Below are 24,052 nucleotides of genomic sequence, written 5' to 3'. Positions count from 1 at the left end.
TTTCTTTGCTGCAAGGGCTGCAAATCAGTAGTAGGAGTGGTCGCCGCGCTGGTGCTCGGTGGCGTCTTTCACACCGTTGAGCTCACCCGGGAACTTCTCCAGCAGCTGCTTCTCGATTCCCTCTTTCAGGGTGTAATCGACCATGGAGCAACCGTTGCAACCACCGCCAAACTGCAGGATGGCCAGTTTGTCTTCAGTCAGCTCGACCAGGGTGACTTTGCCACCGTGACCGGCCAGCATAGGGTTCACTTCGGACATCAACACGTACTCGATGCGCTCGATCAGCGGCGCGTCGTCGGCCACTTTACGCATCTTGGCGTTCGGTGCTTTCAGGGTGAGCTGGGAGCCCATCTGATCGGTCACGAAGTCGATGGTGGCATCCACCAGGAAGGGGGCGCTCAGGGGATCGACCATGCAGTCGAAGCCGCTGAAGGGCAGGTGTTGATCTTCCGGGTCCACGGCATCGGGCGGGCAATACGATACGCCACACTCGGCATTCTGGGTTCCCGGATTGACCACAAACACCCGGATATTGGTGCCATCAGGCTGTTTTTCCAGCAGTTTACGGAAATGGGCCTGGGCGGCGTCGGAAATGCTGATCATCACTATCCTCATAAACCTGAGTGTACGACTAGGGTATTCATGATAACGCGGTTATTAATGCTTGGGTAGCATGCCGATGGCTACTTGCTGTGCCGCAGGGTACGACAGATTGCCCACACTTCCACCTTTGTGATGCCGCTCTCATGGAGCAAACGGCTGAGCTGACCGGCGGTGGCGCCTGTGGTCACGACGTCATCGAGCAGGGCGACATGGCGATAGTGGTGGGGGCGGATCCGGAATGCCCCGCGCAGATTGCGCCGCCGCTGCCCGGCGCTCAGGGTTGTTTGTTGCGGGGTCGACTTGATGCGCTGCAGTAGGGTGTTGTCGCAGGGAATGTCGGTGAACTCGCCAAGGGCTTGTGCGATCTCCTCCGCCTGATTGAACCCACGCCGCCATTGCCGCCACCAGTGCAGGGGAACCGGAATGATCGCCTCCGGCGGCTCGCAGCCATCCAGATGATCGGCCAAGAGGCGTGCCAGTAGCGGTGCCAGCAGGATCTGACCGGAATATTTGAGCCGGGGGATCAGCATGGGGTAGGGGGCCCGGTAGTCGCCAATCACCTGCAACCGCTCCCAGGGGGGAGGTCTGCGCTGGCAGCGACCACAGACCGGTATGCTCTCTTCTATACAGGCAGCCAGCGGTGCGGCGCAGAGGCGGCATCTTGGCTCTGATTGATGCAACGCCTGCCGACACCAGCTGCAGAGCAGGGGCTCGTTGTCGCAAGGCTGATGGCAGAGCAGGCAACTCCCTTGCCAGTCACCGTGGCTGCCGAGCAGCGGGCTTGCTTTAGCGAGCAGTCGCTTTAACATGCTGACCCCAAGAGCATGAACAGGGATCTTGAGTCTAGATGAGCATATCGGTAGAGCAGTTTGGCCAGGGGCCCGATCTGGTGCTGTTGCACGGTTGGGGGATGAACGGCGCGGTCTGGCATGGCATTGCCCAACAGTTGGCGTCCCACTATCGGGTTCATCTGGTGGATTTGCCCGGCTTTGGCAACAGCCTGCTGGCAGACGAGGTGGATTATAGCCTGCCCTGGCTTGCCGAGCAGGTGGCTGCTATCTTGCCGCAGAATTGCCATCTGCTTGGCTGGTCGCTCGGCGGTCTGGTGGCAAGCCAGTTGGCGCTGACTCATCCCGATCGGTTGCACTCCCTGATCACGGTAGCCAGCTCTCCCTGCTTTATGGCGCGGGACGAGTGGCCCGGAATTGCCCCCAAGGTGCTGACCGGTTTCAACCAGATGCTGGCGGGGGATTTTCGCCAGACCATAGAGCGCTTTCTGGCGATCCAAGCAATGGGCAGTGAACATGCCCGGGACGATATCCGTCAGTTGCGCCACTGGCTGGCCGAGCGGCCGGTGCCCGAGTTTGCCGCACTCGAGGCCGGACTGAGGCTGTTGGCCGAGATTGATCTGCGCGAACCGCTGCTGGAGCTGGATCTGCCCTGGTTGCGGATCTATGGGCGACTGGATTCATTGGTACCCAAGGCGGCCATTCCCCTGCTGGATGATCTCTATCCTGCCAGCCGCAGCGTGACCCTCAATAAGGCCTCACACGCACCTTTTATCTCCCACCCTGACGAATTCATTGAAATCGTTCGAGATTTTGTTGGATAAAAAATAGTCAACAAGCTTCATTAATCCTCTGGTCTGGCGGATAATTAAGCTGTGACCAGAGGAGTAACATCATGCGTATTGATTCTGCTTTCAACAGCGGGGTACAGGGATTTCAGCGAGCCGAGCAGATTGCCGACAAGGCATCCAATCAGATCGCCCGTCTCAACACCCCCAGCGGGGATCAGGTGCAAGTGACCGATGAGCTCGTCAATCTCAAGGTGGCCGAGCTGCAGGCTGGCGCTTCCGCCAAGGTAGTGCAGACCGCCAGCGATATGATGGGAACCCTGATCGACATCCGGGTGTGAGATGAACATCAATGTCAGTCTGCCTCCGCTTATCCCGACACAGCTGCAACCCCAGGTGGAAGCGGCGAGGACGGATAATCGCCGGGCAGAACTGATCCCGCAGGCCCGGGCGGGCCAAGCCTCCGTTGCCGAATCCGAAGTCGGCTCCCAGAAAGAGAAATCCAAAGCCGGTCAGGCCTCCAGCAATCAGACCTCCCAGAACAGCCGTGAAACCGGGCAATTAGCGCCGACGACACTGCCAGACAATCGCTTTGTCGAGGCCACCGGTGAGGATGGGCAGCGCAAGCAGCAAGATCCCAAACAGCAGGAGCAGCAACAGCGGCAAGAGCAGCAGGTTCAGGATCTTGTCGAGCGTGACAAGGAGGTGCGTACTCACGAGCAGGCTCACCAGTCTGCGGGTGGAGAGTACGCCAGCTCGCCCACCTATCAGTTTACGCAAGGGCCGGATGGCAAGCGTTATGCTACGGGTGGCGAAGTCCAGATCGATACCAGTGTCGTACCCGGTGACCCTGCGGCTACCATCGCCAAGATGCAGCAGATCCGCTCTGCAGCGCTGGCGCCTGCCGAGCCTTCCGCGCAGGATTTGGCCGTTGCACGCAGCGCCGCCGCGAGTGAAGCCAAGGCGCGCAAAGAGCTGATGGCCGAGCAGAGCGCGAAATCGGGCGGTGTGCTGAGTGCCTATATGGACAAGCGCAACAGCGTCATCGCGGGCCACTATCAACAGGCTGTCAGCCCGGCTTCTACCCAGTCCCTCAGTCTGCATATCTGAATCACCCTCGCCAAACTTTCAGCTGCTTTGCCTGTTTTGCAACTAACCTGAAGATCAGGCCCATTCCAATTTCACAGGAGCTGTCATGCATTTCGATGAAGTCAAAGCGGAAGATTTCACCACCTTCTCCCGTGTACCGCCCCCCCACCTGCAGATGGAGCAGTTTCTGATGCAGCTCGGAGGAGGAGGAACTGAAGGAACCAGTTTCAAGAAGAAAGTGATGCTGGCGGCTGGCTGGAGCCACACCGGCGTCGTCTCTTACGGCAAGTATCCGCAAGAGGCCTGCAAGGCATTCAACCGACTGCGGGAGGTGCTGGCCCAGCATGGAGAGCCCGAGAGCATACTTGCTGCCCTGACGCAGTAATCCTGAGCTTCGCGTGTAAAAAAGCCCCTTGCGGGGCTTTTTGCATTTAGAGACGTTCCGGACGGTGTCGTTACTTTTTCGCTTTGGAGAGCGCTGCCGCGAAGGCGTTGCCCATGGCACCACCCATAGGGGGGCTTTGGCGCGGCTCATTTCTTGGCTTGGCGTTGCCAGCACTGCTGTTGCGCGCTTCAGCCGACTTGCGGGCAGCTTGTCCCGCTTTCTCGTCGAGGCGCATGGTCAGGCTGATCCGCTTGCGCGAGGCGTCCACTTCCAGCACCTTGACCCGCACAATGTCGCCCGCCTTGACCACCTCGCGGGGATCCTTGACGAAACGGTCGGTCAGGGAGGAGATATGCACCAGCCCGTCCTGATGAACACCGATATCGACGAAGGCGCCGAAGTTGGTGACGTTGGTGACCACCCCTTCTAGTACCATCTCTGGCACCAGGTCGCTGATCTGCTCCACCCCTTCCTTGAAGGTCGCGGTTTTGAACTCGGGGCGCGGGTCGCGGCCCGGCTTGTCCAGCTCGCCGATGATGTCGGTGACGGTAGGTACGCCGAATTGCTCATCGGTGTAATCGGCCGGTTTCAGGCTGCGCAGCAGGCTGCTGTTGCCGAGCAGACTCTCCACGGTCTGCTCCAGCTTGGCGAGGATCCGCTCCACCACCGGATAGGACTCGGGGTGCACCGCCGAGCTGTCGAGGGGATTGCTGCCGCCGCGAATGCGCAGGAAGCCGGCGCACTGTTCGAAGGCTTTTGGGCCGAGTCGGCTCACTTTCAGCAATTGCTGACGGCTCTTGAATGCGCCGTGCTCATCCCGGTAGGCGACGATGTTCTGGGCCAGCGTCTGGGAGAGGCCGGAAACCCGGTTGAGCAGGGCGACCGAGGCGGTATTCACATCGACCCCGACCGCGTTCACGCAATCCTCGACCACCGCATCCAGTCGGCGGGCCAGCTGGCTCTGGCCGACGTCGTGCTGATACTGGCCCACCCCGATACTCTTGGGATCGATTTTGACCAGTTCGGCCAGCGGGTCTTGCAGGCGGCGGGCGATGGAGACGGCGCCACGGATCGAGACGTCGAGATCCGGGAACTCCTGGGAGGCGAGTTCGGAGGCGGAGTAGACCGAGGCCCCCGCTTCGCTCACCACTATCTTCTGCGCCTTGGCGGCGGGGTAGCGCTCGAACAGGTCGCTGACCAGGCGGTCGGTCTCCCGCGAAGCGGTACCGTTGCCGATGCTGATGAGCTCGACCTTGTGTTTCTGGCACAGCTCGCTCAGGGTCTTGAGGCTCTGATCAATCTGGCGTTTTGGTTCGAACGGATAGATGGTGGCGTGATCGACCAGTTTGCCGGTGGCATCCACCACGGCAACCTTGACCCCGGTGCGGATGCCCGGATCCAGCCCCATGGTGCAGCGCATGCCCGCTGGGGCCGCCATCAGCAGATCCTTGAGGTTCATGGCGAACACCTTGATCGCCTCCTCCTCTGCCGACTCGCGGATGCGACCGATCAGCTCGGTCTCCATTTGAAGCGACAACTTGATCTTCCAGGTCCAGCTCACTACCCCCTGCAGCCATTTGTCGGCCGGGCGGTTCTGCAGATTGAGCTTGAGGTGGTGGGCAATGATCCCTTCGCAGGGGCTGGCACTCTCGTCGTCACCGGTGACCAGCGCCAGATTGAGGATCCCCTCATTGCGGCCGCGCAGCATGGCCAGCACCCGGTGGGAGGGGGCCTTGTGCAGGGGTTCGTCGTGTTCGAAATAGTCCTTGAACTTGGCCCCTTCCTGCTCCTTGCCTGCCACCACGCGGGCGCGCAGGGTGGCATTTTGCCACAGGTAGTCGCGCAGCTTCTCCAGCAGGTCGGCCTGCTCGGCGAAGCGCTCCATCAGAATATAGCGGGCGCCGTCGAGGGCAGCCTTGCTGTCGGCAATGCCCTGTTCGGGATTGAGGAAGGTGGCTGCAGCTTGCTCGGGATCCTGCATCGGGTCGCTGAGCAGCAGGTTGGCCAGCGGCTCCAACCCGGCTTCGATCGCCATCTGCCCCTTGGTGCGGCGTTTGGGCTTGTAGGGGAGGTAGAGATCTTCCAGCCGGGTCTTGCTGTCGGCACCATTCAATTCGCGCATCAGCTCGGGGGTCAGCTTGCCCTGCTCTTCGATGGAGCGAATGATCACCTGACGGCGATCTTCCAGTTCACGCAGATAGCCGAGGCGGCTCTCTAGGGTGCGCAACTGGCTATCGTCCAGACCGCCGGTCACCTCTTTACGGTAACGGGCGATAAAGGGCACGGTCGAGCCTTCATCCAGCAGGCGCACTGCGGCCTGCACCTGCTCCGGGCGAGCATTGAGCTCACCGGCAATCTGTCTCTCTATGGTTTGCATCATGATGTTGTTGAGGGCCTCTGTGGTCGAGTCCGCGCCATCAGGCGCCAAGTGTGAGCACTATATGGGGTCGTGTTGCGGGATGCCACCCTGCGCCGGGGTCTGCACCCGTCAGACTGATAAGTCGCAGGGGAGAGCGCATATCTTGCCATTGCACCTGTGACTCAGGATGTGCCTGTGGCAAGCAGCTCACCAGTAGTCCGGCTATTTGGGGTAGCTGATCTCGTTGATATACCAGCAGACGTCACCAACTGGCGTACGGACGATGGCTTCATCACCGACCTCTTTCTTGAGCAGGGCGCGGGCCATGGGGGAGTCGATGGAGATGTAATCCTTGCGCTCGAAGATCTCGTCATAGCCGACGATGCGAAAGCGCTTGGTCTCGCCCTCTTCGTTTTCCACCTCGACCCAGGCACCGAAGAAGACTTTGCCCTCCTGCGCGGGGGCATAGTCGACGATCCCCAGCTCTTCGAGACATTTGCGCAGGTAACGCACCCGCCGATCGATCTCCCGCAGTCGCTTCTTGTTGTACTGGTAGTCGGCATTTTCGCTGCGATCCCCCAGGCTGGCGGCCCATGCCACCTTTCTGGTGACCTCGGGGCGCTCCTGACGCCAGAGGAAATCGAGCTCTTCTTTCAGCTTGTTGTAGCCTTCGCGGGTGATCAGCTTTGTCTTCATGGTGATGCGGACCTGGTCAAAGAGGGGTAATCATCGCTAACTGCTCGGGAATATTAGCTTTTGTCCTCCTTCTGTCGAGAGAAATTGCGCCAGCTTGGCGGGAGCCATTCAGCGGTACTGGTCTGGAGGAGGGCTTGACGGCCGTCACGCTCTGATCATGGGTAATAACCGGTAACATATTTATGCTTTTCTCCCGCGATATCCCCCCCTAGTATGGTGGGCAGCTAAAGAATGAAGAGGCAAAGCAATGAGTCAGCAGCAATACAAGGTCCTGGTCGTGGACGATGACCTGAAATTACGTTCCCTGTTGGAGCGCTATCTCACCGAGCAGGGATTCGTAGTGCGCGGCGTGGCCAATGGCGAGCAGGCCGATCGCTTGCTGACTCGTGAAAATTTCAGCCTGATGGTGCTCGACCTGATGTTGCCGGGGGAGGATGGGCTCTCCATCTGCCGTCGTCTGCGGGAAGCGGGCAACCAGATCCCGGTGCTGATGCTCACCGCCAAGGGGGATGAAGTGGATCGCATCGTCGGGCTCGAGATGGGGGCTGATGACTATCTGCCCAAGCCGTTTAACCCCCGCGAACTGCTGGCGCGGATCCGTGCCGTGCTGCGCCGCCATACCGTCGAGCTGCCGGGGGCTCCCTCTGCTGCAGAAAAGGTGGTCAACTTCGGAGCTTTTCAACTCAATCTCGCGACCCGCGAGCTGAGTCGGGATGGCGAGCCGATGGCGCTCACCAGCGGTGAATTTGCGGTGCTCAAGGTGCTGGTCAGCCATCCGCGCGAGCCGCTCTCCCGCGACAAGCTGATGAATCTGGCCCGTGGTCGTGAATACACCGCCACCGAGCGCAGCATCGACGTGCAGGTCTCTCGCCTGCGCCGCCTGCTGGAACAGGATCCGGCCCAGCCCCGCTACCTGCAGACCGTGTGGGGTCTGGGGTATGTCTTTGTGCCAGATGGTGACGGTGCATGAAAAAGGTCGGCAGCATGTTCTCGCGCATGCTCTGGTTTCTGGCCGCCGTTCTGGTGGTCTATCAAGCAGTCTCCTACGTCACCTTCTACAACTATCTGCTGGCGCCAACCGTCAAGCAGATCAGTCACTTGCTGGCCAATCAGGTCAAGCTGATCTTTCCGGTCAACACTGAACAACTGGCGCTGAGCGAAGATGCCGAGGCGCTGGTCTATGTGACGACCGGTACCGACATCTATACCCAGAGCGAGGCGGTGCAGCATGGCTTCAACGATGCCAAGCCGTACCCCTATCTGGAGGAGAACATCAGTCGCGAACTGGGTGGCCCGGCCAAGGTGCGGGTCGAGATCCAGGATCACTACATCATCTGGATCCAGCCGCCGCAGGCCAGCAAAATCTGGGTGCGGATCCCGCTGACCGAGATCGAAGATGACGATATCGAACCCCTCATCATCTATCTGAGCGTGCTGCTGGTGATCACCCTGTTTGCGGCCTGGCGCTTTGCCCGGCAGCTGGTGCGCCCGCTCGAGGATCTCGAGGCTGGCGCGGTTGCAGTGGCCAGAGGGCATTTCCCGGAGGCACTGGGGGAGCTGGGCTCAAGGGAGGTGCGGCGGCTGACCCGCACCTTCAACCATATGTCCCACTCCATCAAGAGCCTGATCGAAGAGCGTAATTTGATGATGGCGGGGGTCTCCCACGATTTGCGTACCCCGCTGACCCGCATCCGGCTGGCGACCGAGATGATGTCCTCCGGTGACGAGTACCTCAAGGAGAGCATCAACGCCGACATCGATGAGTCCAATGCCATCATCGATCAGTTCATCGACTACATCCGCCCGGATGAAGGGCAGGATCTGGAGCCGATCGACCTGACCCAGCTGGTGCACGATACCTTGCTGATCTACTCGGAGCAGGGGCTGGAGGTCGATCTGGCGCTGCCGCAAGAGGCGGTGCGGGTGGCCTGCAATCCGGTCAGTATCCGGCGGGTGTTGAACAACCTCTCAAGCAACTCGCAGCGTTATGGGGCGAGCCGCTTGCATGCCGAGCTCAAGGACGACGGGCACTGGGTGCGCTTGCGCCTTTCCGATGATGGCCCCGGGATTCCAGAGCAGGACTACTCCCGGGTGCTCAAGCCGTTTACTCAGGGTAATGTGGCGCGTACCGATGGCGGTAGTGGCTTGGGGTTGGCGATCGTGGCCAAGATAGTCGCCCAGCACCATGGCACTATCCGGTTGGGAAGTTCGGATCTCGGCGGCCTGCTGGTCGAGATGCGGCTGCCGAAACATCAGCCACAGGAGTGGATGGATTGAGAGAAGGGCGTATCCGTGGATACGCCCTTCTGCATTGTCAGCTCTTGGTTTCGACTGATGCTCGATAGCGTTTGCCGTACTTGAGCTGCTGGATCAGCAGGGCGGCAACGATGAGCGCCAACCCGATGGGGGTGGCCGGATGGATGGCTTCGCCGATCAGCAGATTGAGCAGCACCAGCGAGGCAAACGGAGAGATGAAGATGAGGTTGCTGATGGGGGCCGTGTTGGTGGCATGGCGCAGCGCCATCAGCCAGAGCACGAAACCGAAGCCCATTTCGAACAGTCCCACATAGATGGCACCAGCCCATCCCTGCCAGGCGGTCATGGCAAAATCGGAGAGCAACCAGGTCGCCACGACGATAAAAGGCAGGCTGATCATAAAGCCGAGCAACAGGCTGACAATGGGATCGCCCTGATTGCGGGTGTTGAGGATCCAGTAGCTGGCCCAGATGAGGGTCGAGACCAGCGCCAGCGTCACGCCGAGGGGGCTGTCGAACTGGAGGCCGAATACATCCCCTCTGGTGGCGATCACCAGCGCGCCAAAATACCCCAGCACGATAGCGACGCCATCACGCCGACGCAGCTTCTGGCCGAGGAAGGGGACGGCCAGCAGACTGAGGGTAATGGCCCAGGTGTAGTTGAGGGTCTGTGCCTGCTGGGCAGGCAGCAGATCATAGGCTTTGAACAGCAACAGGTAATAGAGAAAGGGATTCAGCACGCCCAGAGTCAGGTAGTAGAAAGGGCGGGCCTTGATGTAGCTCCCCAGCAGCGGCAGTTTGCCCTGTTTGGCGACGACGGCTGTCAGCGTGAGAGTCGAGGTGAAGGCGGCCACAAGCAACAGTTGCACAGGTTCGAAATAGGCGAGGGAGATCTTGAAGGCGGTGGCGACCGTCGACCAGAGGGCAACGGCGCAAAGGCCATACTGATAGGCTTTCTTTTGATCTTTGAGCATGGGATGTCGTTCCACTGACAGAGGCAAGCGCACAGTCTACCAGTCTGCTTGTAACATTGTCGTTACCTTGGTGTCGGCAGCAGAGTGTGTTGCCGCAGGCGAGATCCATCTGTCACATAAAACTGCGCATAATCTGTTCGCTCTCCCTTGCGCAAATTTGAAAAATCCGTATAATCCCCTCCGCTTACCCATGAGGTAAGCCAGACGATATGTCTGCTGCTGAGTTTCCTGTTTACAGGAGCCAGCCATACAGTCCTCCCGATATGGGGGGAAACGTGAAAAATCACACCTCTGGCGGGAGTAATCTCGGTCGGGCGGTGTTGATTTATGTTCTTTTATCTATTGGAGCTCTGTCAATGCAGAACCAAAGAATCCGTATCCGCCTGAAGGCTTTTGATCATCGCCTGATTGATCAATCCACTGCGGAAATCGTTGAAACTGCTAAGCGCACTGGCGCGCAGGTTCGCGGTCCTATTCCGCTGCCGACTCGCAAAGAGCGCTTCACCGTCCTGATCTCCCCGCACGTCAACAAAGATGCGCGTGATCAGTACGAGATCCGCACTCACAAGCGTCTGGTAGACATCGTTGAGCCGACTGACAAGACCGTAGACGCCCTGATGCGTCTGGATCTGGCAGCTGGTGTAGACGTCCAGATCAGCCTGGGTTAATTACGGAAAGAGGTTGATAACAATGACAATCGGTCTTGTAGGTCGCAAAGTGGGTATGACTCGCATCTTCACTGAAGATGGCGTTTCTATCCCGGTGACTGTTATCGAAGTTGAAGCTAACCGTGTAACTCAGGTCAAATCTGTAGAAACCGACGGCTACAACGCTATTCAGGTTACCACTGGCGCCAAGAAAGCCAGCCGTGTGACCAAGCCGGAAGCTGGCCACTTCGCCAAAGCTGGTGTAGAAGCCGGTCGCGGTCTGTGGGAATTCCGCCTGAACAACGGTGAAACTTTCACTGTTGGTAGCGAGCTGAAAGTAGATCTTCTCGCTGACGTTAAGCTGGTAGACGTTACCGGCACATCCAAAGGTAAGGGCTTTGCTGGTACTGTTAAGCGCCACAACTTCCGCACCCAGGATATGACCCACGGTAACTCCTTGTCTCACCGCGTTCCGGGTTCTATCGGTCAGAACCAGACTCCGGGTCGTGTATTCAAGGGCAAAAAGATGGCTGGTCACATGGGTGCTGAGCGTGTAACGACTCAGAACCTGGAACTGGTTCGTGTTGACGCTGAACGCAACCTGCTGCTCATCAAAGGTGCAGTACCGGGTGCAACCAACGGCAACGTGATCGTCAAACCTGCCGTCAAAGCGTAACGTCTGAGGAGATAGTAATGGAATTGGTAATGAAAGACGCCAAGAGCGCTCTTGAAGTTTCCGAGACTACCTTCGGGCGCGAATTCAACGAAGCTCTGGTTCACCAGGTCGTCGTTGCATATGCCGCTGGTGCCCGTCAGGGTACTCGTGCGCAGCTGACTCGCTCTGAAGTGTCTGGTGGCGGCAAAAAGCCGTGGCGTCAGAAGGGTACTGGTCGTGCCCGTGCTGGCTCCATCCGTTCGCCCATCTGGCGTTCCGGTGGTGTGACTTTTGCTGCTAAGCCGCAAGATCACAGCCAGAAAGTAAACAAGAAGATGTACCGCGGCGCTATCCGTAGCATTCTGTCCGAGCTGGTACGTCAAGAGCGCCTGATCGTTGTTGAGAAGTTCGGCATCGAAGCTCCGAAGACCAAAGAACTGATCGCCAAGCTGAAAGAAATGGAACTGACTGACGTTCTGATCGTGACTGCTGAAGTCGATGAGAACCTGTTCCTGGCTGCTCGCAACCTGTACAAAGTTGACGTGCGTGACGTTGCCGGTATCGACCCGGTCAGCCTGATCGCTTTCGACAAGGTTCTGATGACTGCTGATGCAGTTAAGCAAATCGAGGAGATGCTGGCATGATCCGTGAAGAGCGTCTGCTGAAAGTTCTGAAGGCTCCGCACATCTCTGAAAAGAGCACCATGGTTGCAGAAAAGCAGAACACTATCGTGTTCAAAGTTGCTGTTGATGCTACCAAGGCGGAAGTCAAAGCTGCAGTTGCGAAACTGTTCGAGGTCGAAGTTGAGACCGTCCGTACCCTGAACATGAAGGGTAAGACCAAGCGCGCAGGTGCACGCGTAGGCCGTCGTTCCGATTGGAAAAAGGCTTATGTGACCCTGAAAGCTGGTCAGGACATCGACTTCATGGGCGCAGCCGAGTAAGAGGAGTTCTCAAAAATGGCAATCGTTAAGTGCAAGCCTACTTCTCCGGGCCGCCGCCACGTCGTCAAGATCGTCAATCAAGAGCTGTACAAGGGCAAGCCCTTCGCCGCTCTGCTGGACAGCAAAAGCAAGTCCGGTGGTCGTAACAACAACGGCCGTATCACTACCCGTCATATCGGTGGTGGTCACAAGCAGCACTACCGTATCGTCGACTTCAAGCGCGACAAAGACGGTATCCCGGCTAAAGTAGAGCGCCTGGAATACGATCCGAACCGTACCGCTAACATCGCTCTGGTGTTGTATGCAGACGGTGAGCGTCGTTACATCCTGGCTCCGAAAGGCCTGAAAGCTGGTGACGCGATCGCTTCTGGTGCTGATGCAGCCATCAAGGTAGGTAACGCCCTGCCGATGCGCAACATCCCGGTTGGTTCTACCGTTCACGCTGTAGAGATGAAGCCTGGTAAAGGTGCCCAGCTGGCTCGTTCCGCTGGTACTTTCATCCAGATCCTGGCTCGTGAAGGTAACTATGTAACTCTGCGTCTGCGTTCCGGCGAAGTACGTAAAGTTCTGGCCGAGTGCCGCGCTACCATCGGTGAAGTCGGTAACTCCGAGCACATGTTGCGTCAACTGGGTAAAGCCGGTGCAAACCGCTGGCGTGGTATTCGTCCGACCGTTCGCGGTATGGCGATGAACCCGGTTGACCACCCGCACGGTGGTGGTGAGGGTCGTAACAAGGGCATGCAGCCTGTGTCCCCATGGGGCCAGAAGGCTAAAGGCTTCAAGACCCGTAAGAACAAGCGTACCGACAAGTACATCGTACGTCGTCGTAACAAGTAATTGTTAACATAGAGGAATCACCATGCCACGTTCTCTCAAGAAGGGTCCATTTATTGACCTGCACTTGCTGAAGAAGGTAGAGAAAGCGGTGGAAAGCGGGGATAAAAAGCCGGTTAAAACCTGGTCCCGTCGTTCAATGATCATCCCGAACATGATCGGTTTGACCATCGCTGTCCATAATGGTCGTCAGCACGTTCCGGTTTTCGTTACCGAAGAAATGATCGGTCACAAACTGGGTGAATTCGCACCGACTCGTACTTATCGCGGCCATGCTGCTGATAAGAAGGCTAAGAAGCGCTAAGGGATAAATGATGGAAGCTATCGCTAAACACCGTTATGCCCGTACTTCTGCCCAGAAAGCTCGTCTGGTAGCCGATCAAGTACGTGGTCTGTCCGTAGACAAGGCTCTGAATATCCTGACCTTCAGCCCGAAAAAGGCTGCAGTGCTGGTTAAGAAAGTGCTGGAATCTGCCATTGCAAACGCTGAGCACAACGAAGGCGCCGATATCGACGCGCTGCGTGTTGCTACTATCATGGTCGACGAAGGTCCCTCCATGAAGCGCATCCGTCCGCGTGCCAAAGGTCGTGCGGATCGTATCCTCAAGCGTACCGCTCACATCACTGTAGTGGTATCCGACGCTAAGGCTGGGAGATAAGCAATGGGTCAGAAAGTACATCCTAATGGCATTCGCCTGGGTATTACCAAGCCTTGGAATTCTACCTGGTTCGCGAACACCAAAGACTTCGCTGACAACCTGTACAGCGATTTTCAAGTACGCCAGTTCCTGACCAAGGAACTGAAAAACGCGTCCTTGTCCAAGATCACCATTGAGCGTCCGGCCAAGAGCATCCGTGTGACCATTCACACCGCTCGTCCGGGTGTTGTAATCGGTAAGAAAGGCGAAGACGTTGAGAAGCTGCGCAAAGCTGTAGCCACTATTGCTGGCGTGCCTGCTCAGATCAACATTTCCGAAGTCCGCAAGCCGGAGCTGGATGGCAAACTCGTTGCCGACAGCATCACTTCCCAGCTGGAGCGTCGTGTAATGTTCCGTCGTGCTATGAAGCGCGCCGTACAGAACGCAATGCGCCTGGGTGCCAAGGGCATCAAAGTGGAAGTTTCCGGTCGTCTGGGCGGCGCTGAAATCGCGCGTACCGAATGGTACCGTGAAGGTCGTGTGCCGTTGCACACCCTGCGTGCCGACATCGACTACGCAACTTCTGAAGCCCACACCACTTACGGTGTGATCGGCGTTAAAGTTTGGATCTTCAAGGGCGAAGTTCTGGGCGGTCTGGCTGCTGTTAACGCTGCCGCTGCTCAAGAGCAAGCTCCTGCAAAGCCCAAGCGTGACAACAAGCGCCGCGCTGCTAAGTAAGGAGATTCGGTAAATGTTGCAACCTAAGCGTACTAAATTCCGCAAGACCCACAAGGGTCGTAACCGCGGTCTGGCCACCTCTGGTAACGAAGTATCCTTCGGTACCTTTGGCCTGAAGGCGACATCCCGTGGTCAACTGACTGCTCGTCAAATCGAAGCAGCCCGTCGTGCCATGACCCGTCACGTTAAGCGTCAAGGTAAGATCTGGATCCGTGTGTTCCCGGACAAGCCCATCACCGAAAAGCCCCTCGAAGTTCGTATGGGTAAAGGTAAGGGTAACGTGGAATACTGGGTTTGCCCGATCCAGCCTGGCAAGGTTCTGTACGAGATGGACGGTGTACCTGAGGCTCTGGCGCGTGAAGCGTTTGCCCTGGCCGCAGCTAAGCTGTCTGTTCAGACCACTTTCGTAATTAAGACGGTGATGTGATGAAAGCCCAAGATCTGCGTCAAAAGAGCGTCGAAGAACTGAACCAGGAGCTGCTGGGCCTGCTGCGTGAGCAATTCAACATGCGCATGCAAGCGTCCACCGGCCAGCTGGCTCAGACTCACACTCTGAAACAAGTGCGTCGTGACGTCGCACGTATCAAGACTGTACTGACTGAGAAGGCAGGTGCGTAATGACTGACAAGATCCGTACTCTGCAAGGTCGTGTAATCAGCGACAAGATGGACAAGTCCATCACTGTTGCTATCGAGCGCAAGGTAAAGCACCCGATCTACGGTAAGATCATCAAGCGCACTACCAAGCTGCACGTGCATGACGAAAACAACGAGTGCAAAGCTGGCGACCTCGTGGAAATCCGCGAATGCCGCCCGCTGTCCAAGACCAAGTCCTGGACCCTGGTTGCCGTTGTAGAAAAGGCCTAATCGGTACTTTGTAGTCCAAGCGGCCCCTTTCAGGGGCCGTTTGTTTTTTAGGCTACCTTTTCTGAAAATCCTGTGTTATAGTTTCGCGCCTTTTGAAGGCAGCCAGATCCCATTAGGGATAAGAAGTAAACAAAGCGGAGCACTAAGATGATCCAGATGCAAAGTATGCTGGGTGTTGCCGACAACTCCGGCGCTCGCAGTGTAATGTGTATTAAGGTTCTGGGTGGCTCGCACCGCCGTTACGCCGGCATCGGCGACATCATCAAGGTTTCCATCAAGGAAGCCATTCCTCGCGGTAAAGTGAAGAAAGGTGATGTGTATAACGCGGTGGTCGTACGCACCCGTAAAGGCGTTCGTCGTCCGGACGGCTCTGTCATCCGTTTCGACAACAATGCGGCTGTGTTGCTTAACAACAACCAACAGCCAATCGGTACTCGTATTTTTGGCCCGGTGACCCGTGAACTGCGTAATGAGAAGTTCATGAAGATTGTGTCCCTGGCACCCGAAGTACTGTAAGGAGTCGAACGATGGCAGCTAAAATCCGTCGCGAAGACGAAGTGATTGTTCTTACCGGCAAAGACAAGGGCAAGCGTGGCAAAGTCACTCAAGTCCTGATTGCAAAAGGTAAGGTAATCGTGGAAGGCATCAACCAGGTGAAGAAACACCAGAAGCCGGTACCCGCACTGGGTCAGGCTGGCGGTATCGTCACCAAAGAAGCCCCCATCGATGTATCAAACGTAGCGCTGTTCAACTCTGCCACTGGCAAAGCTGACCGCGTTGGTTTCCGGATTGAAGACGGCAAAAAAGTCCGTTTCTTCAAATCCACCGGCGAACTTGTGAAGTAATTGGAGTTTAACGATGGCGAAACTGCATGATTACTACAAATCCGATGTAGTAAATGAACTGTCCAAGCAGTTCGGTTACAAGACTATCATGCAAGTCCCTCGGATCGAGAAAATCACCCTGAACATGGGTGTTGGTGAAGCGATCTCTGACAAGAAATTGCTGGAAAATGCTGCTGCCGATATGGCTGCCATTTCCGGTCAGAAGCCGCTGATCACCAAAGCTCGCAAATCTGTTGCGGGCTTCAAGATTCGTGAAGGCTACCCGATAGGTTGTAAAGTAACCCTGCGTGGCGAGCGTATGTGGGAGTTCCTGGAACGGCTGATCTGCATCTCCGTACCGCGTATCCGTGACTTCCGTGGCCTGAACGCTAAAGCGTTCGACGGTCGTGGTAACTACTCCATGGGCGTGCGTGAGCAGATCATCTTCCCGGAAATCGACTATGACAAAGTCGATCGCGTCCGTGGTCTGGATATCACCATCACCACTTCCGCGAATACCGATGAAGAAGGCCGTGCTCTGCTGGCTGCCTTTAACTTCCCATTCCGCAAGTAAGGTTAGGGTTATGGCTAAAACATCCATGAAAGCGCGCGAAGCAAAGCGTGCCAAGCTGGTAGCCAAGTACGCGACCAAGCGTGCCGAGCTGAAAGCTATCATCGTTGACATGAACGCTTCTGAAGAAGCGCGTTGGGATGCTGTACTGCAACTGCAACAGCTGCCCCGTGATTCCAGTCCGTCCCGCCAGCGTAACCGTTGCAATATTACTGGTCGTCCGCACGGTTTCCTGCGCAAGTTTGGCCTGTCTCGCATCAAGGTGCGTGAGCATGCCATGAAGGGCGAAATTCCGGGCCTGAAGAAGGCTTCTTGGTAACGAATCTCGGGAGTTAGACTTATGAGCATGCAAGATCCGATCGCGGATATGCTGACCCGCATCCGTAACGGTCAGGCGGCGAGCAAAGTTGCGGTTTCCATGCCTTCTTCCAAGCTGAAAGTGGCTATCGCCAAAGTGCTGAAAGAAGAAGGTTACATCGCTGGCTACTCCGTAGCTGGTGACGTGAAGCCGGAACTGGAAATTGAACTGAAATATTTCCAGGGCAAGCCAGTTGTAGAACTGATCCAACGCGTGAGCCGTCCCGGCCTGCGTATTTACAAGCGCACTACTGATCTGCCGAAAGTTATGGGCGGTCTCGGTGTTGCTATCGTGTCCACGTCTAAAGGTGTGATGACTGACCGTGCTGCCCGTAAAGCAAGCATGGGCGGTGAGATCATCTGCTACGTCGCTTAATAGGAGGTAGGAAATGTCTCGTGTTGCTAAGGCACCCGTCACTATTCCTGCTGGCGTAGAGGTGACTCTGAACGGCCAGGAACTGTCCATCAAAGGTGGTAAAGGTTCCCTGGTTCGCTCTATTCACGCCGGTGTAGAAGTGACCAAAGAAGACAATGTACTGAAGTTCGCCCCGCGCGACGGCATCGCTGGTGCTGACGCTCAGGCCGGTACTGCCCGTGCATTGGTCAACAACATGGTAATCGGTGTTACCCAAGGCTTCGAGCGCAAGCTGCAGCTGGTTGGTGTAGGTTATAAAGCCTCCATCAAGGGCAATGCTGTTGCGCTGGCTCTGGGCTTCTCTCACCCGGTAGAGCATGCGCTGCCGGCTGGTGTGACCGCTGAGTGCCCGACTGCCACAGAAATCGTTCTGCGTGGTGTCGACAAGCAGCTGGTTGGCCAAGTCGCCGCCGATATCCGTGCTTACCGCGCTCCGGAGCCCTACAAGGGCAAGGGTGTACGCTATGCCAACGAGCAAGTGCGTACTAAAGAAGCTAAGAAGAAGTAAGGTAACACTATGGACAAGAAAGCAGCTCGTCTCCGTCGTGCTACTCGTGCTCGGAAAAAGATGCAGGAACTGGGAGCTACCCGTCTGGTTGTTCACCGTACCCCGCGTCATATCTATGCGCAGGTTATTGCAGCCAACGGTTCCGAAGTTCTGGCCTCTGCTTCCACAGTAGAGAAAGCCATCAGTGAAGCTCTGAAATACACCGGTAACGCAGATGCGGCTACCGCTGTAGGTAAAGCTATCGCTGAGCGTGCTATTGCCAAAGGCGTTCAGAACGTATCTTTCGATCGTTCCGGTTTCAAGTATCACGGTCGCATCGCTGCCCTGGCAGCTGCCGCACGTGACGCTGGTCTTCAGTTCTAAGCTAGGAGTCGAAGATGGCTAAAGTCGAATCTCAAGCCGGCGAACTGCAAGAAAAGCTCATTGCAGTAAACCGTGTTTCGAAAACTGTTAAAGGTGGTCGTATCATGTCCTTCACCGCGTTGACCGTGGTGGGTGATGGTAACGGCCGTGTAGGTTACGGTTACGGTAAAGCCCGTGAAGTTCCGGCTGCTATTCAAAAAGCAATGGAACAGGCCAAGCGTAACCTGAACAAGGTTGAACTGAACAACGGCACCCTGCACCACCCGGTGAAAGGTGTTCACTCCGGTTCCACCGTGTTCATGAAGCCGGCCTCTCAAGGTACTGGTATCATCGCAGGCGGCGCCATGCGTGCCGTTCTGGAAGTTGCTGGTATCCACAACGTGCTGGCTAAGACCTACGGTTCCACCAACCCAATCAACGTTGTTCGCGCAACTGTAGACGCTCTGGTTCACGGTCAGTCACCGGAACAGATCGCTGCCAAGCGTGGTCTGCGCGTTGAAGAAATTCTGGGGTAATGCGACATGGCTAACACTGTAAAAGTAACTCAAACTCGCAGCTCTATCGGCCGTCTGCCAAAGCACAAGGCGACTCTGCGTGGTCTGGGTCTGCGTCGCATTGGTCACACCGTTGAGCTGGAAGATACTCCTTGCGTACGCGGTATGATCAACCAGGTTTATTACATGGTTAAGGTGGAGGGCTAAGCATGCGTCTGAATACTCTGTCTCCGGCCGCTGGTTCCAAGCGCGTTAAGCACCGTCCGGGCCGTGGTATCGGTTCTGGTCTGGGCAAGACCGGTGGTCGTGGTGTTAAAGGTCAAACCTCTCGTTCCGGTGGCGGTAAAGTCCGCAACGGTTTCGAAGGCGGCCAGATGCCTTTGAAAATCCGTCTGCCGAAGTTCGGTTTCTTCTCTCGCAAATCTTTGGTATCTGCCGAAGTGCGCCTGAACGAAATCGCCCTGGTAGAAGGTGATGTAGTCGACGTGAGCACTCTGAAGCAAGCCGGCGTTCTGACCAAGAACATCGTGTTCGCTAAAGTTGTTCTGTCTGGCAACATTGACCGTGCTGTGACCGTTCGTGGTCTGTCCGTCACCAAAGGTGCACGTGCAGCCATCGAGGCCGCTGGCGGTAAAATCGAGGAATAATCAGTACAATGGCTAAGAAACCAGGATTGGATGTTAAAGCACAGGGTGGTCTGAGTGAACTGAAGAGCCGTCTGCTCTTCGTTCTCGGGGCGATTATCGTTTTCCGTGCAGGCTCTTATGTGCCGATTCCTGGTATTGACGCCGCCGTACTGGCCGAGTTGTTCCAGCAACAGAAGGGCACCATCATTGAGATGTTCAACATGTTCAGTGGTGGTGCACTATCGCGTGCTTCTATTCTTGCGTTGGGGATCATGCCGTACATTTCGGCGTCGATCATTATCCAGCTGCTGACAGTGGTTCATCCTGCTCTTGCTGAACTCAAGAAAGAGGGTGAATCCGGCCGTCGCAAGATTAGCCAATATACCCGTTGGGGCACGCTGGTTTTGGGAACTTTCCAGGCCATTGGTATTGCAACCGGTCTGCCGAATATGATGCAAGGACTCGTGACTCATCCGGGTTTGGGCTTCTATTTCACAGCGGTTGTGAGTCTGGTCACCGGTACCATGTTCTTGATGTGGTTGGGTGAGCAGATTACCGAGCGTGGGATTGGTAATGGTATCTCGTTGATTATTTTCACAGGTATCGTTGCTGGTCTGCCGCATGCCATTGGCGCTACGGCCGAACAGGCACGTCAAGGGGAATTGCACATCCTGCTGTTGTTGTTGCTGGGCTTGATTGTTTTCGCAGTGACTTACTTTGTGGTGTTCGTGGAGCGTGGTCAGCGTCGTATCGTCGTTAACTATGCCAAGCGTCAACAAGGCCGCCAGGTATTTGCCGCGCAAAGCACGCACCTGCCGTTGAAAGTGAATATGGCTGGTGTGATTCCTGCGATTTTCGCATCCAGTATCATCCTCTTCCCGGGTACCATTACCTCCTGGTTTGGTCAGGGTGAGGGTAAAGTCGCTGATATCCTGCAACAGGTCTCTATGGTCCTGCAGCCGGGTCAGCCGCTTTACGAGATGCTGTATGCAGCAGCCATTATCTTTTTCTGTTTCTTCTATACCGCGCTGGTGTTCAACCCCCGCGAGACAGCAGATAACCTGAAGAAGAGTGGAGCCTTTATCCCGGGGATCCGCCCGGGCGAGCAGACAGCACGTTATATCGATAAGGTTATGACTCGCCTGACATTGGCAGGTGCGCTCTATATAACCTTTATCTGTCTGGTACCCCAGTTCCTGATGACTGCCTGGAACGTACAGTTCTACTTCGGTGGCACTTCGCTGCTGATTATTGTGGTGGTTATCATGGACTTCATGGCTCAGGTACAAACCCATATGATGTCTCATCAATATGGTGACGTCCTGAGGAAGGCCAACCTGAAGGGCTACGGCCGCTAAAGGTCGGCGTAGTTACGGAGTTAAGCAATGAAAGTTCGTGCTTCCGTTAAGGCAATCTGCCGTAACTGCAAAATCATCAAGCGTCACGGTGTGGTGCGTGTGATTTGCAGCGAGCCAAAGCATAAACAGCGCCAAGGCTAATTTTTTACGGTTAGTACTTGCAACAAATAGTTGTGCTGGCTAATATAGCCAGCCAACTTTTGTTGTGTATTGGTTGACCGCCACGTATCCGCTCACGGGCTTTGTGGTGGTCGTAATCTACTATATGTAGGAGTGAATAGTGGCCCGTATCGCTGGCATTAACATTCCTGACCATAAGCATGCAGTCATTGCTTTGACTGCGATTTATGGCGTCGGTCGTACCCGCTCCAAGGCCATTTGTGCCGCAGCCGGTATCGCTGAGAATGTGAAAATTAAAGACCTGGACGAAGCTCAGATCGAGAGTCTGCGTGAACAAGTAGGTAAATTCACCGTTGAAGGTGACCTGCGTCGTCAGATTTCCATGAACATCAAGCGATTGATGGATCTGGGTTGCTACCGTGGTTTGCGTCACCGTCGTAGCCTGCCTGTTCGTGGTCAACGTACCAAGACCAACGCTCGTACCCGTAAGGGTCCGCGCAAGGCTATCAAGAAGTAACGGGAAGGTAGAAAATGGCTAAAACTCCGACTCGTGCTCGCAAGCGCGTTAAAAAGCAAGTGAGCGACGGTATTGCGCACGTTCATGCATCTTTCAACAACACAATCGTGACCATTACTGACCGTCAGGGCAATGCTCTGTCTTGGGCTACTTCTGGTGGTTCCGGTTTCCGTGGTTCTCGTAAGTCCACCCCGTTCGCTGCTCAGGTAGCTGCCGAGCGCGCTGGTGAGATGGCCAAAGAATATGGCGTCAAGAACCTGGAAGTCATGGTCAAAGGTCCGGGTCCCGGTCGTGAGTCTTCCATCCGCGCCCTGAACGCGGCTGGTTTCCGCATCACTAACATTACTGATGTGACTCCGATCCCGCACAACGGTTGTCGTCCTCCCAAGAAGCGCCGCGTGTAACGCTGTAGCTACTTGGTCTAGGATTGTTGGAGAAAGAAGATGGCAAGATATATCGGTCCTAAGCTTAAGCTTAGCCGTCGTGAGGGCACAGACCTCTTCCTGAAGTCTGGTGTTCGTGCGATTGATTCTAAGTGCAAGATTGACACCGCTCCTGGTCAGCACGGCGCTCGCAAGCCCCGTCTGTCCGATTACGGTGTGCAACTGCGCGAGAAACAAAAAGTTCGTCGTATCTACGGCGTATTGGAAAAACAGTTCCGCAACTACTACCGCGACGCTGCCCGTCAAAAGGGTAACACCGGTGAAAACCTGTTGCAGCTGCTGGAAGGTCGTCTGGACAACGTCGTATACCGCATGGGCTTCGGTGCTACCCGCGCTGAATCTCGTCAGCTGGTGAGCCACAAGGCCATCATGGTAAACGGCCGCGTTGTGAACATTCCTTCTTTCCAGGTTTCCCCTGAGGACGTGATCTGCGTTCGTGAGAAGGCTAAGAAGCAAGCGCGTATCAAAGCTGCCCTTGAGGTTGCTGGTCAGCGCGAGAAGCCGACTTGGGTAGAGGTTGATGCCGCTAAAATGGAAGGTGCCTTCAAGCGCCTGCCAGAGCGTTCCGACCTGTCTGCCGACATTAACGAACAGCTGATCGTCGAGCTTTACTCCAAGTAAAGCTAGCTTCTAAAGAGAGGACACAATGCTGGGTTCTGTAACAGATTTTCTTAAACCGCGGCTAGTTGACATCGAGCAAGTTAGCCCGACTCATGCGAAAGTGACTCTTGAGCCACTTGAGCGTGGCTTTGGTCACACGCTGGGCAACGCCCTGCGTCGTATTTTGCTGTCTTCTATGCCCGGTTGTGCAGTTACTGAAGTCGAAATTGACGGGGTACTGCATGAGTACAGCAGCAAAGAAGGTGTACAGGAAGACATTCTTGAAATCCTGCTCAACCTGAAAGGTATCGCTGTGAAGCTGGAAGGCAAGGACGAGGTAACTCTGTCCCTGACCAAGTCTGGAACAGGCCCCGTTACCGCAGGTGATATCACTCACGGTGATGAAGTCGAGATCGTAAACCCGGAGCACGTAATCTGCCACCTGACTGGTGCCAATGCTGAAATCAGCATGCGCCTGAAAGTTCAGCGCGGTCGTGGTTATGTGCCTGCTTCTGCTCGTGTTCACAACGATGACGAAGAGCGTCCTATCGGTCGCCTGCTGCTGGACTCCGCGTTCAGCCCCATCGTTCGTATTGCCTACAATGTTGAGGCAGCACGTGTGGAACAGCGTACCGACTTGGACAAGCTGGTCATCGACATGGAGACCAATGGTACCCTGGATCCTGAGGAAGCTATCCGTCGTTCTGCCACTATTCTGGCTGAGCAACTGGAAGCCTTCGTGGATCTGCGCGATGTCAGCGTGCCCGAGAAGAAAGAAGAGAAACCCGAGTTTGATCCGATTCTGCTGCGTCCTGTCGATGATTTGGAGCTGACAGTTCGTTCTGCGAACTGTCTGAAGGCAGAAGCTATCCACTATATTGGTGATCTGGTACAGCGTACCGAAGTTGAGTTGCTTAAGACTCCTAACCTCGGTAAGAAGTCCCTGACTGAGATCAAGGACGTGTTGGCCTCCCGTGGTCTGTCTCTTGGCATGCGCCTTGAGAACTGGCCGCCCGCCAGCATCGCTGACGAGTAATCCAGATTACGGGTTTCACAGATTTAGTTAGAAGGATAAGGTCATGCGCCATCGTTTGAGTGGTCGTCAACTGAACCGGAACAGCAGCCATCGTCAGGCTATGTTCCGCAACATGGCCAGCTCCCTGGTTCGTCATGAGATCATCAAGACGACTCTGCCTAAGGCAAAAGAGCTGCGTCGTGTAGTTGAACCGCTGATCACCCTTGCCAAGACTGATAGCGTTGCTAATCGTCGTCTGGCATTTGCCCGCACTCGCGACAACGCGATCGTGGCTAAGCTGTTCAATGAACTGGGCCCGCGCTACCTGGAGCGCGCCGGCGGTTATACTCGCATTCTGAAATGCGGTTTCCGTGCTGGCGACAACGCCCCTATGGCTTATATTGAGCTGGTAGACCGCCCGGCAGCTGCTGAAGCAGCTGCTGAGTGATAAAGAAAAAGCCGGGCTTGTCCCGGCTTTTCTTTTAATCCATTCTGACACTGCCTCAACTGCCTCAACTGCCTCAACTGCCTCAACTGCCTCAACTGCCTCAACTGCCTCAACTGCCTCAACTGCCTCAACTGC

General features: G+C 56.0%; 39 protein-coding genes. 34 read left to right on the top strand and 5 right to left on the bottom strand.

Going from position 1 to position 24,052, the window contains the following annotated elements; genetic code table 11:
• Positions 1 to 24: 24 nt before the first annotated feature.
• Both nfuA and G5306_RS12235 read right to left on the bottom strand, forming a co-directional pair.
• Positions 25 to 603: a Fe-S biogenesis protein NfuA gene (nfuA, locus tag G5306_RS12240; protein ID WP_005340636.1), complete on the bottom strand. Its 579-nt coding sequence runs from the start codon at positions 601 to 603 to the stop codon at positions 25 to 27.
• Between the two features lie 80 nt (positions 604 to 683).
• Entirely contained in the window at positions 684 to 1,412 is a 729-nt protein-coding gene (locus G5306_RS12235; protein WP_421206243.1) for a ComF family protein, read from the bottom strand.
• A gap of 38 nt (positions 1,413 to 1,450) precedes the next feature.
• Between G5306_RS12235 and bioH the strand changes: the two genes are divergently transcribed.
• The 4 genes from bioH (at position 1,451) to G5306_RS12215 (ending at position 3,653) form a co-directional block, all read left to right on the top strand.
• Positions 1,451 to 2,215: a pimeloyl-ACP methyl ester esterase BioH gene (gene bioH, locus G5306_RS12230; RefSeq protein WP_371167210.1), complete on the top strand. Its 765-nt coding sequence runs from the start codon at positions 1,451 to 1,453 to the stop codon at positions 2,213 to 2,215.
• Between the two features lie 71 nt (positions 2,216 to 2,286).
• Entirely contained in the window at positions 2,287 to 2,520 is a 234-nt protein-coding gene (locus tag G5306_RS12225; protein ID WP_042054219.1) for a flagellar hook protein FlgE, read from the top strand.
• 1 nt (position 2,521) lies between these two features.
• Entirely contained in the window at positions 2,522 to 3,289 is a 768-nt protein-coding gene (locus G5306_RS12220) for a putative metalloprotease CJM1_0395 family protein (protein WP_279476717.1), read from the top strand.
• 85 nt (positions 3,290 to 3,374) lie between these two features.
• Positions 3,375 to 3,653: a hypothetical protein gene (locus G5306_RS12215; RefSeq protein WP_005355353.1), complete on the top strand. Its 279-nt coding sequence runs from the start codon at positions 3,375 to 3,377 to the stop codon at positions 3,651 to 3,653.
• Positions 3,654 to 3,723: 70 nt separating this feature from the next.
• On the opposite strand, the gene G5306_RS12210 is transcribed toward G5306_RS12215, so the two are convergent.
• Entirely contained in the window at positions 3,724 to 6,033 is a 2,310-nt protein-coding gene (locus G5306_RS12210) for a Tex family protein (RefSeq protein WP_371167211.1), read from the bottom strand.
• 201 nt (positions 6,034 to 6,234) lie between these two features.
• Entirely contained in the window at positions 6,235 to 6,708 is a 474-nt protein-coding gene (greB, locus tag G5306_RS12205; RefSeq protein WP_005355349.1) for a transcription elongation factor GreB, read from the bottom strand.
• A 247-nt stretch (positions 6,709 to 6,955) separates the two neighbouring features.
• On the opposite strand from greB, the gene ompR reads away from it, so the two are divergent.
• Both ompR and envZ read left to right on the top strand, forming a co-directional pair.
• Positions 6,956 to 7,678: a two-component system response regulator OmpR gene (gene ompR, locus G5306_RS12200; RefSeq protein WP_005340625.1), complete on the top strand. Its 723-nt coding sequence runs from the start codon at positions 6,956 to 6,958 to the stop codon at positions 7,676 to 7,678.
• Entirely contained in the window at positions 7,675 to 8,985 is a 1,311-nt protein-coding gene (envZ, locus tag G5306_RS12195; protein WP_421312915.1) for a two-component system sensor histidine kinase EnvZ, read from the top strand. Before ompR ends, envZ begins: the two co-directional genes overlap by 4 nt.
• Positions 8,986 to 9,022: 37 nt before the next feature.
• Here envZ and G5306_RS12190 read toward each other — a convergent pair whose 3' ends face one another.
• Positions 9,023 to 9,937, bottom strand: coding sequence for a DMT family transporter (locus G5306_RS12190; protein WP_005355344.1), 915 nt, complete (start codon positions 9,935 to 9,937; stop codon positions 9,023 to 9,025).
• A 356-nt stretch (positions 9,938 to 10,293) separates the two neighbouring features.
• On the opposite strand from G5306_RS12190, the gene rpsJ reads away from it, so the two are divergent.
• From rpsJ to rplQ, 28 genes are all read left to right on the top strand, one after another.
• Positions 10,294 to 10,605, top strand: a complete 312-nt coding sequence (gene rpsJ, locus G5306_RS12185; protein ID WP_005307944.1) for a 30S ribosomal protein S10 — start codon at positions 10,294 to 10,296, stop codon at positions 10,603 to 10,605.
• A gap of 22 nt (positions 10,606 to 10,627) precedes the next feature.
• Positions 10,628 to 11,260 carry a 50S ribosomal protein L3 gene (gene rplC / locus G5306_RS12180; RefSeq protein WP_005340620.1) on the top strand — a complete coding sequence of 211 codons (633 nt, stop codon included), beginning with the start codon at positions 10,628 to 10,630 and terminating at the stop codon, positions 11,258 to 11,260.
• Between the two features lie 17 nt (positions 11,261 to 11,277).
• Positions 11,278 to 11,883: a 50S ribosomal protein L4 gene (gene rplD / locus G5306_RS12175; protein WP_005340616.1), complete on the top strand. Its 606-nt coding sequence runs from the start codon at positions 11,278 to 11,280 to the stop codon at positions 11,881 to 11,883.
• Positions 11,880 to 12,182: a 50S ribosomal protein L23 gene (gene rplW / locus G5306_RS12170; protein ID WP_005307955.1), complete on the top strand. Its 303-nt coding sequence runs from the start codon at positions 11,880 to 11,882 to the stop codon at positions 12,180 to 12,182. The genes rplD and rplW overlap by 4 nt, the downstream gene beginning before the upstream one ends.
• Positions 12,183 to 12,197: 15 nt before the next feature.
• On the top strand, positions 12,198 to 13,019 hold the full coding sequence (rplB, locus tag G5306_RS12165; RefSeq protein ID WP_005340614.1) for a 50S ribosomal protein L2: 822 nt from the start codon (positions 12,198 to 12,200) through the stop codon (positions 13,017 to 13,019).
• Between the two features lie 22 nt (positions 13,020 to 13,041).
• Complete coding sequence (rpsS, locus tag G5306_RS12160; RefSeq protein WP_005307960.1) at positions 13,042 to 13,320, top strand: 30S ribosomal protein S19; 279 nt, start codon at positions 13,042 to 13,044, stop codon at positions 13,318 to 13,320.
• A gap of 10 nt (positions 13,321 to 13,330) precedes the next feature.
• Positions 13,331 to 13,675 (top strand): 50S ribosomal protein L22, encoded by a 345-nt coding sequence (gene rplV / locus G5306_RS12155; protein WP_005319741.1) that lies wholly within the window; start codon positions 13,331 to 13,333, stop codon positions 13,673 to 13,675.
• Positions 13,676 to 13,678: 3 nt separating this feature from the next.
• Positions 13,679 to 14,392, top strand: a complete 714-nt coding sequence (rpsC, locus tag G5306_RS12150) for a 30S ribosomal protein S3 (protein WP_005307962.1) — start codon at positions 13,679 to 13,681, stop codon at positions 14,390 to 14,392.
• 13 nt (positions 14,393 to 14,405) lie between these two features.
• Positions 14,406 to 14,819 (top strand): 50S ribosomal protein L16, encoded by a 414-nt coding sequence (gene rplP, locus G5306_RS12145; protein WP_005340612.1) that lies wholly within the window; start codon positions 14,406 to 14,408, stop codon positions 14,817 to 14,819.
• Complete coding sequence (gene rpmC, locus G5306_RS12140; RefSeq protein WP_005307965.1) at positions 14,819 to 15,010, top strand: 50S ribosomal protein L29; 192 nt, start codon at positions 14,819 to 14,821, stop codon at positions 15,008 to 15,010. The genes rplP and rpmC overlap by 1 nt, the downstream gene beginning before the upstream one ends.
• Positions 15,010 to 15,258, top strand: coding sequence for a 30S ribosomal protein S17 (gene rpsQ / locus G5306_RS12135; RefSeq protein WP_005307966.1), 249 nt, complete (start codon positions 15,010 to 15,012; stop codon positions 15,256 to 15,258). Before rpmC ends, rpsQ begins: the two co-directional genes overlap by 1 nt.
• 147 nt (positions 15,259 to 15,405) lie before the next feature.
• On the top strand, positions 15,406 to 15,774 hold the full coding sequence (rplN, locus tag G5306_RS12130; protein WP_005307975.1) for a 50S ribosomal protein L14: 369 nt from the start codon (positions 15,406 to 15,408) through the stop codon (positions 15,772 to 15,774).
• An 11-nt stretch (positions 15,775 to 15,785) separates the two neighbouring features.
• Positions 15,786 to 16,103, top strand: a complete 318-nt coding sequence (rplX, locus tag G5306_RS12125; protein WP_005307977.1) for a 50S ribosomal protein L24 — start codon at positions 15,786 to 15,788, stop codon at positions 16,101 to 16,103.
• Positions 16,104 to 16,116: 13 nt separating this feature from the next.
• On the top strand, positions 16,117 to 16,656 hold the full coding sequence (gene rplE, locus G5306_RS12120) for a 50S ribosomal protein L5 (RefSeq protein ID WP_005331162.1): 540 nt from the start codon (positions 16,117 to 16,119) through the stop codon (positions 16,654 to 16,656).
• A gap of 10 nt (positions 16,657 to 16,666) precedes the next feature.
• Complete coding sequence (gene rpsN / locus G5306_RS12115; RefSeq protein WP_005340609.1) at positions 16,667 to 16,972, top strand: 30S ribosomal protein S14; 306 nt, start codon at positions 16,667 to 16,669, stop codon at positions 16,970 to 16,972.
• 21 nt (positions 16,973 to 16,993) lie between these two features.
• Complete coding sequence (gene rpsH, locus G5306_RS12110) at positions 16,994 to 17,386, top strand: 30S ribosomal protein S8 (RefSeq protein ID WP_005307980.1); 393 nt, start codon at positions 16,994 to 16,996, stop codon at positions 17,384 to 17,386.
• A 13-nt stretch (positions 17,387 to 17,399) separates the two neighbouring features.
• Positions 17,400 to 17,933 carry a 50S ribosomal protein L6 gene (gene rplF / locus G5306_RS12105; protein ID WP_005307981.1) on the top strand — a complete coding sequence of 178 codons (534 nt, stop codon included), beginning with the start codon at positions 17,400 to 17,402 and terminating at the stop codon, positions 17,931 to 17,933.
• Positions 17,934 to 17,942: 9 nt separating this feature from the next.
• Positions 17,943 to 18,296, top strand: a complete 354-nt coding sequence (gene rplR, locus G5306_RS12100; protein WP_005340606.1) for a 50S ribosomal protein L18 — start codon at positions 17,943 to 17,945, stop codon at positions 18,294 to 18,296.
• A gap of 14 nt (positions 18,297 to 18,310) precedes the next feature.
• Complete coding sequence (gene rpsE / locus G5306_RS12095; protein WP_005342686.1) at positions 18,311 to 18,811, top strand: 30S ribosomal protein S5; 501 nt, start codon at positions 18,311 to 18,313, stop codon at positions 18,809 to 18,811.
• 6 nt (positions 18,812 to 18,817) lie between these two features.
• Entirely contained in the window at positions 18,818 to 18,997 is a 180-nt protein-coding gene (gene rpmD / locus G5306_RS12090) for a 50S ribosomal protein L30 (protein ID WP_005307985.1), read from the top strand.
• 2 nt (positions 18,998 to 18,999) lie between these two features.
• Entirely contained in the window at positions 19,000 to 19,437 is a 438-nt protein-coding gene (gene rplO, locus G5306_RS12085) for a 50S ribosomal protein L15 (RefSeq protein ID WP_005342691.1), read from the top strand.
• An 8-nt stretch (positions 19,438 to 19,445) separates the two neighbouring features.
• Complete coding sequence (gene secY / locus G5306_RS12080) at positions 19,446 to 20,774, top strand: preprotein translocase subunit SecY (RefSeq protein ID WP_005307989.1); 1,329 nt, start codon at positions 19,446 to 19,448, stop codon at positions 20,772 to 20,774.
• 27 nt (positions 20,775 to 20,801) lie between these two features.
• Positions 20,802 to 20,915, top strand: coding sequence for a 50S ribosomal protein L36 (gene rpmJ / locus G5306_RS12075; protein WP_005319705.1), 114 nt, complete (start codon positions 20,802 to 20,804; stop codon positions 20,913 to 20,915).
• Between the two features lie 139 nt (positions 20,916 to 21,054).
• A complete protein-coding gene (rpsM, locus tag G5306_RS12070; protein WP_005307991.1) occupies positions 21,055 to 21,411 on the top strand; it encodes a 30S ribosomal protein S13 in 357 nt (118 codons plus the stop codon).
• Between the two features lie 14 nt (positions 21,412 to 21,425).
• The gene (gene rpsK, locus G5306_RS12065) at positions 21,426 to 21,815 is read left to right on the top strand and encodes a 30S ribosomal protein S11 (protein ID WP_005307993.1); all 390 of its coding nucleotides are present in this window, start codon (positions 21,426 to 21,428) and stop codon (positions 21,813 to 21,815) included.
• Between the two features lie 39 nt (positions 21,816 to 21,854).
• Positions 21,855 to 22,475, top strand: a complete 621-nt coding sequence (gene rpsD / locus G5306_RS12060; RefSeq protein ID WP_005342696.1) for a 30S ribosomal protein S4 — start codon at positions 21,855 to 21,857, stop codon at positions 22,473 to 22,475.
• Positions 22,476 to 22,500: 25 nt separating this feature from the next.
• On the top strand, positions 22,501 to 23,490 hold the full coding sequence (locus tag G5306_RS12055; protein WP_005307997.1) for a DNA-directed RNA polymerase subunit alpha: 990 nt from the start codon (positions 22,501 to 22,503) through the stop codon (positions 23,488 to 23,490).
• Positions 23,491 to 23,533: 43 nt separating this feature from the next.
• Entirely contained in the window at positions 23,534 to 23,917 is a 384-nt protein-coding gene (gene rplQ / locus G5306_RS12050) for a 50S ribosomal protein L17 (RefSeq protein WP_005307999.1), read from the top strand.
• Positions 23,918 to 24,052 lie beyond the last annotated feature (135 nt).

The sequence above is a fragment of the Aeromonas sp. 603404 genome (genome assembly GCF_049171775.1).
GTDB lineage: Bacteria > Pseudomonadota > Gammaproteobacteria > Enterobacterales > Aeromonadaceae > Aeromonas > Aeromonas veronii_A.
The sequence above is the reverse complement of the archived record's forward strand: the minus strand, read 5'-3'. Positions and strand labels throughout refer to the sequence as shown.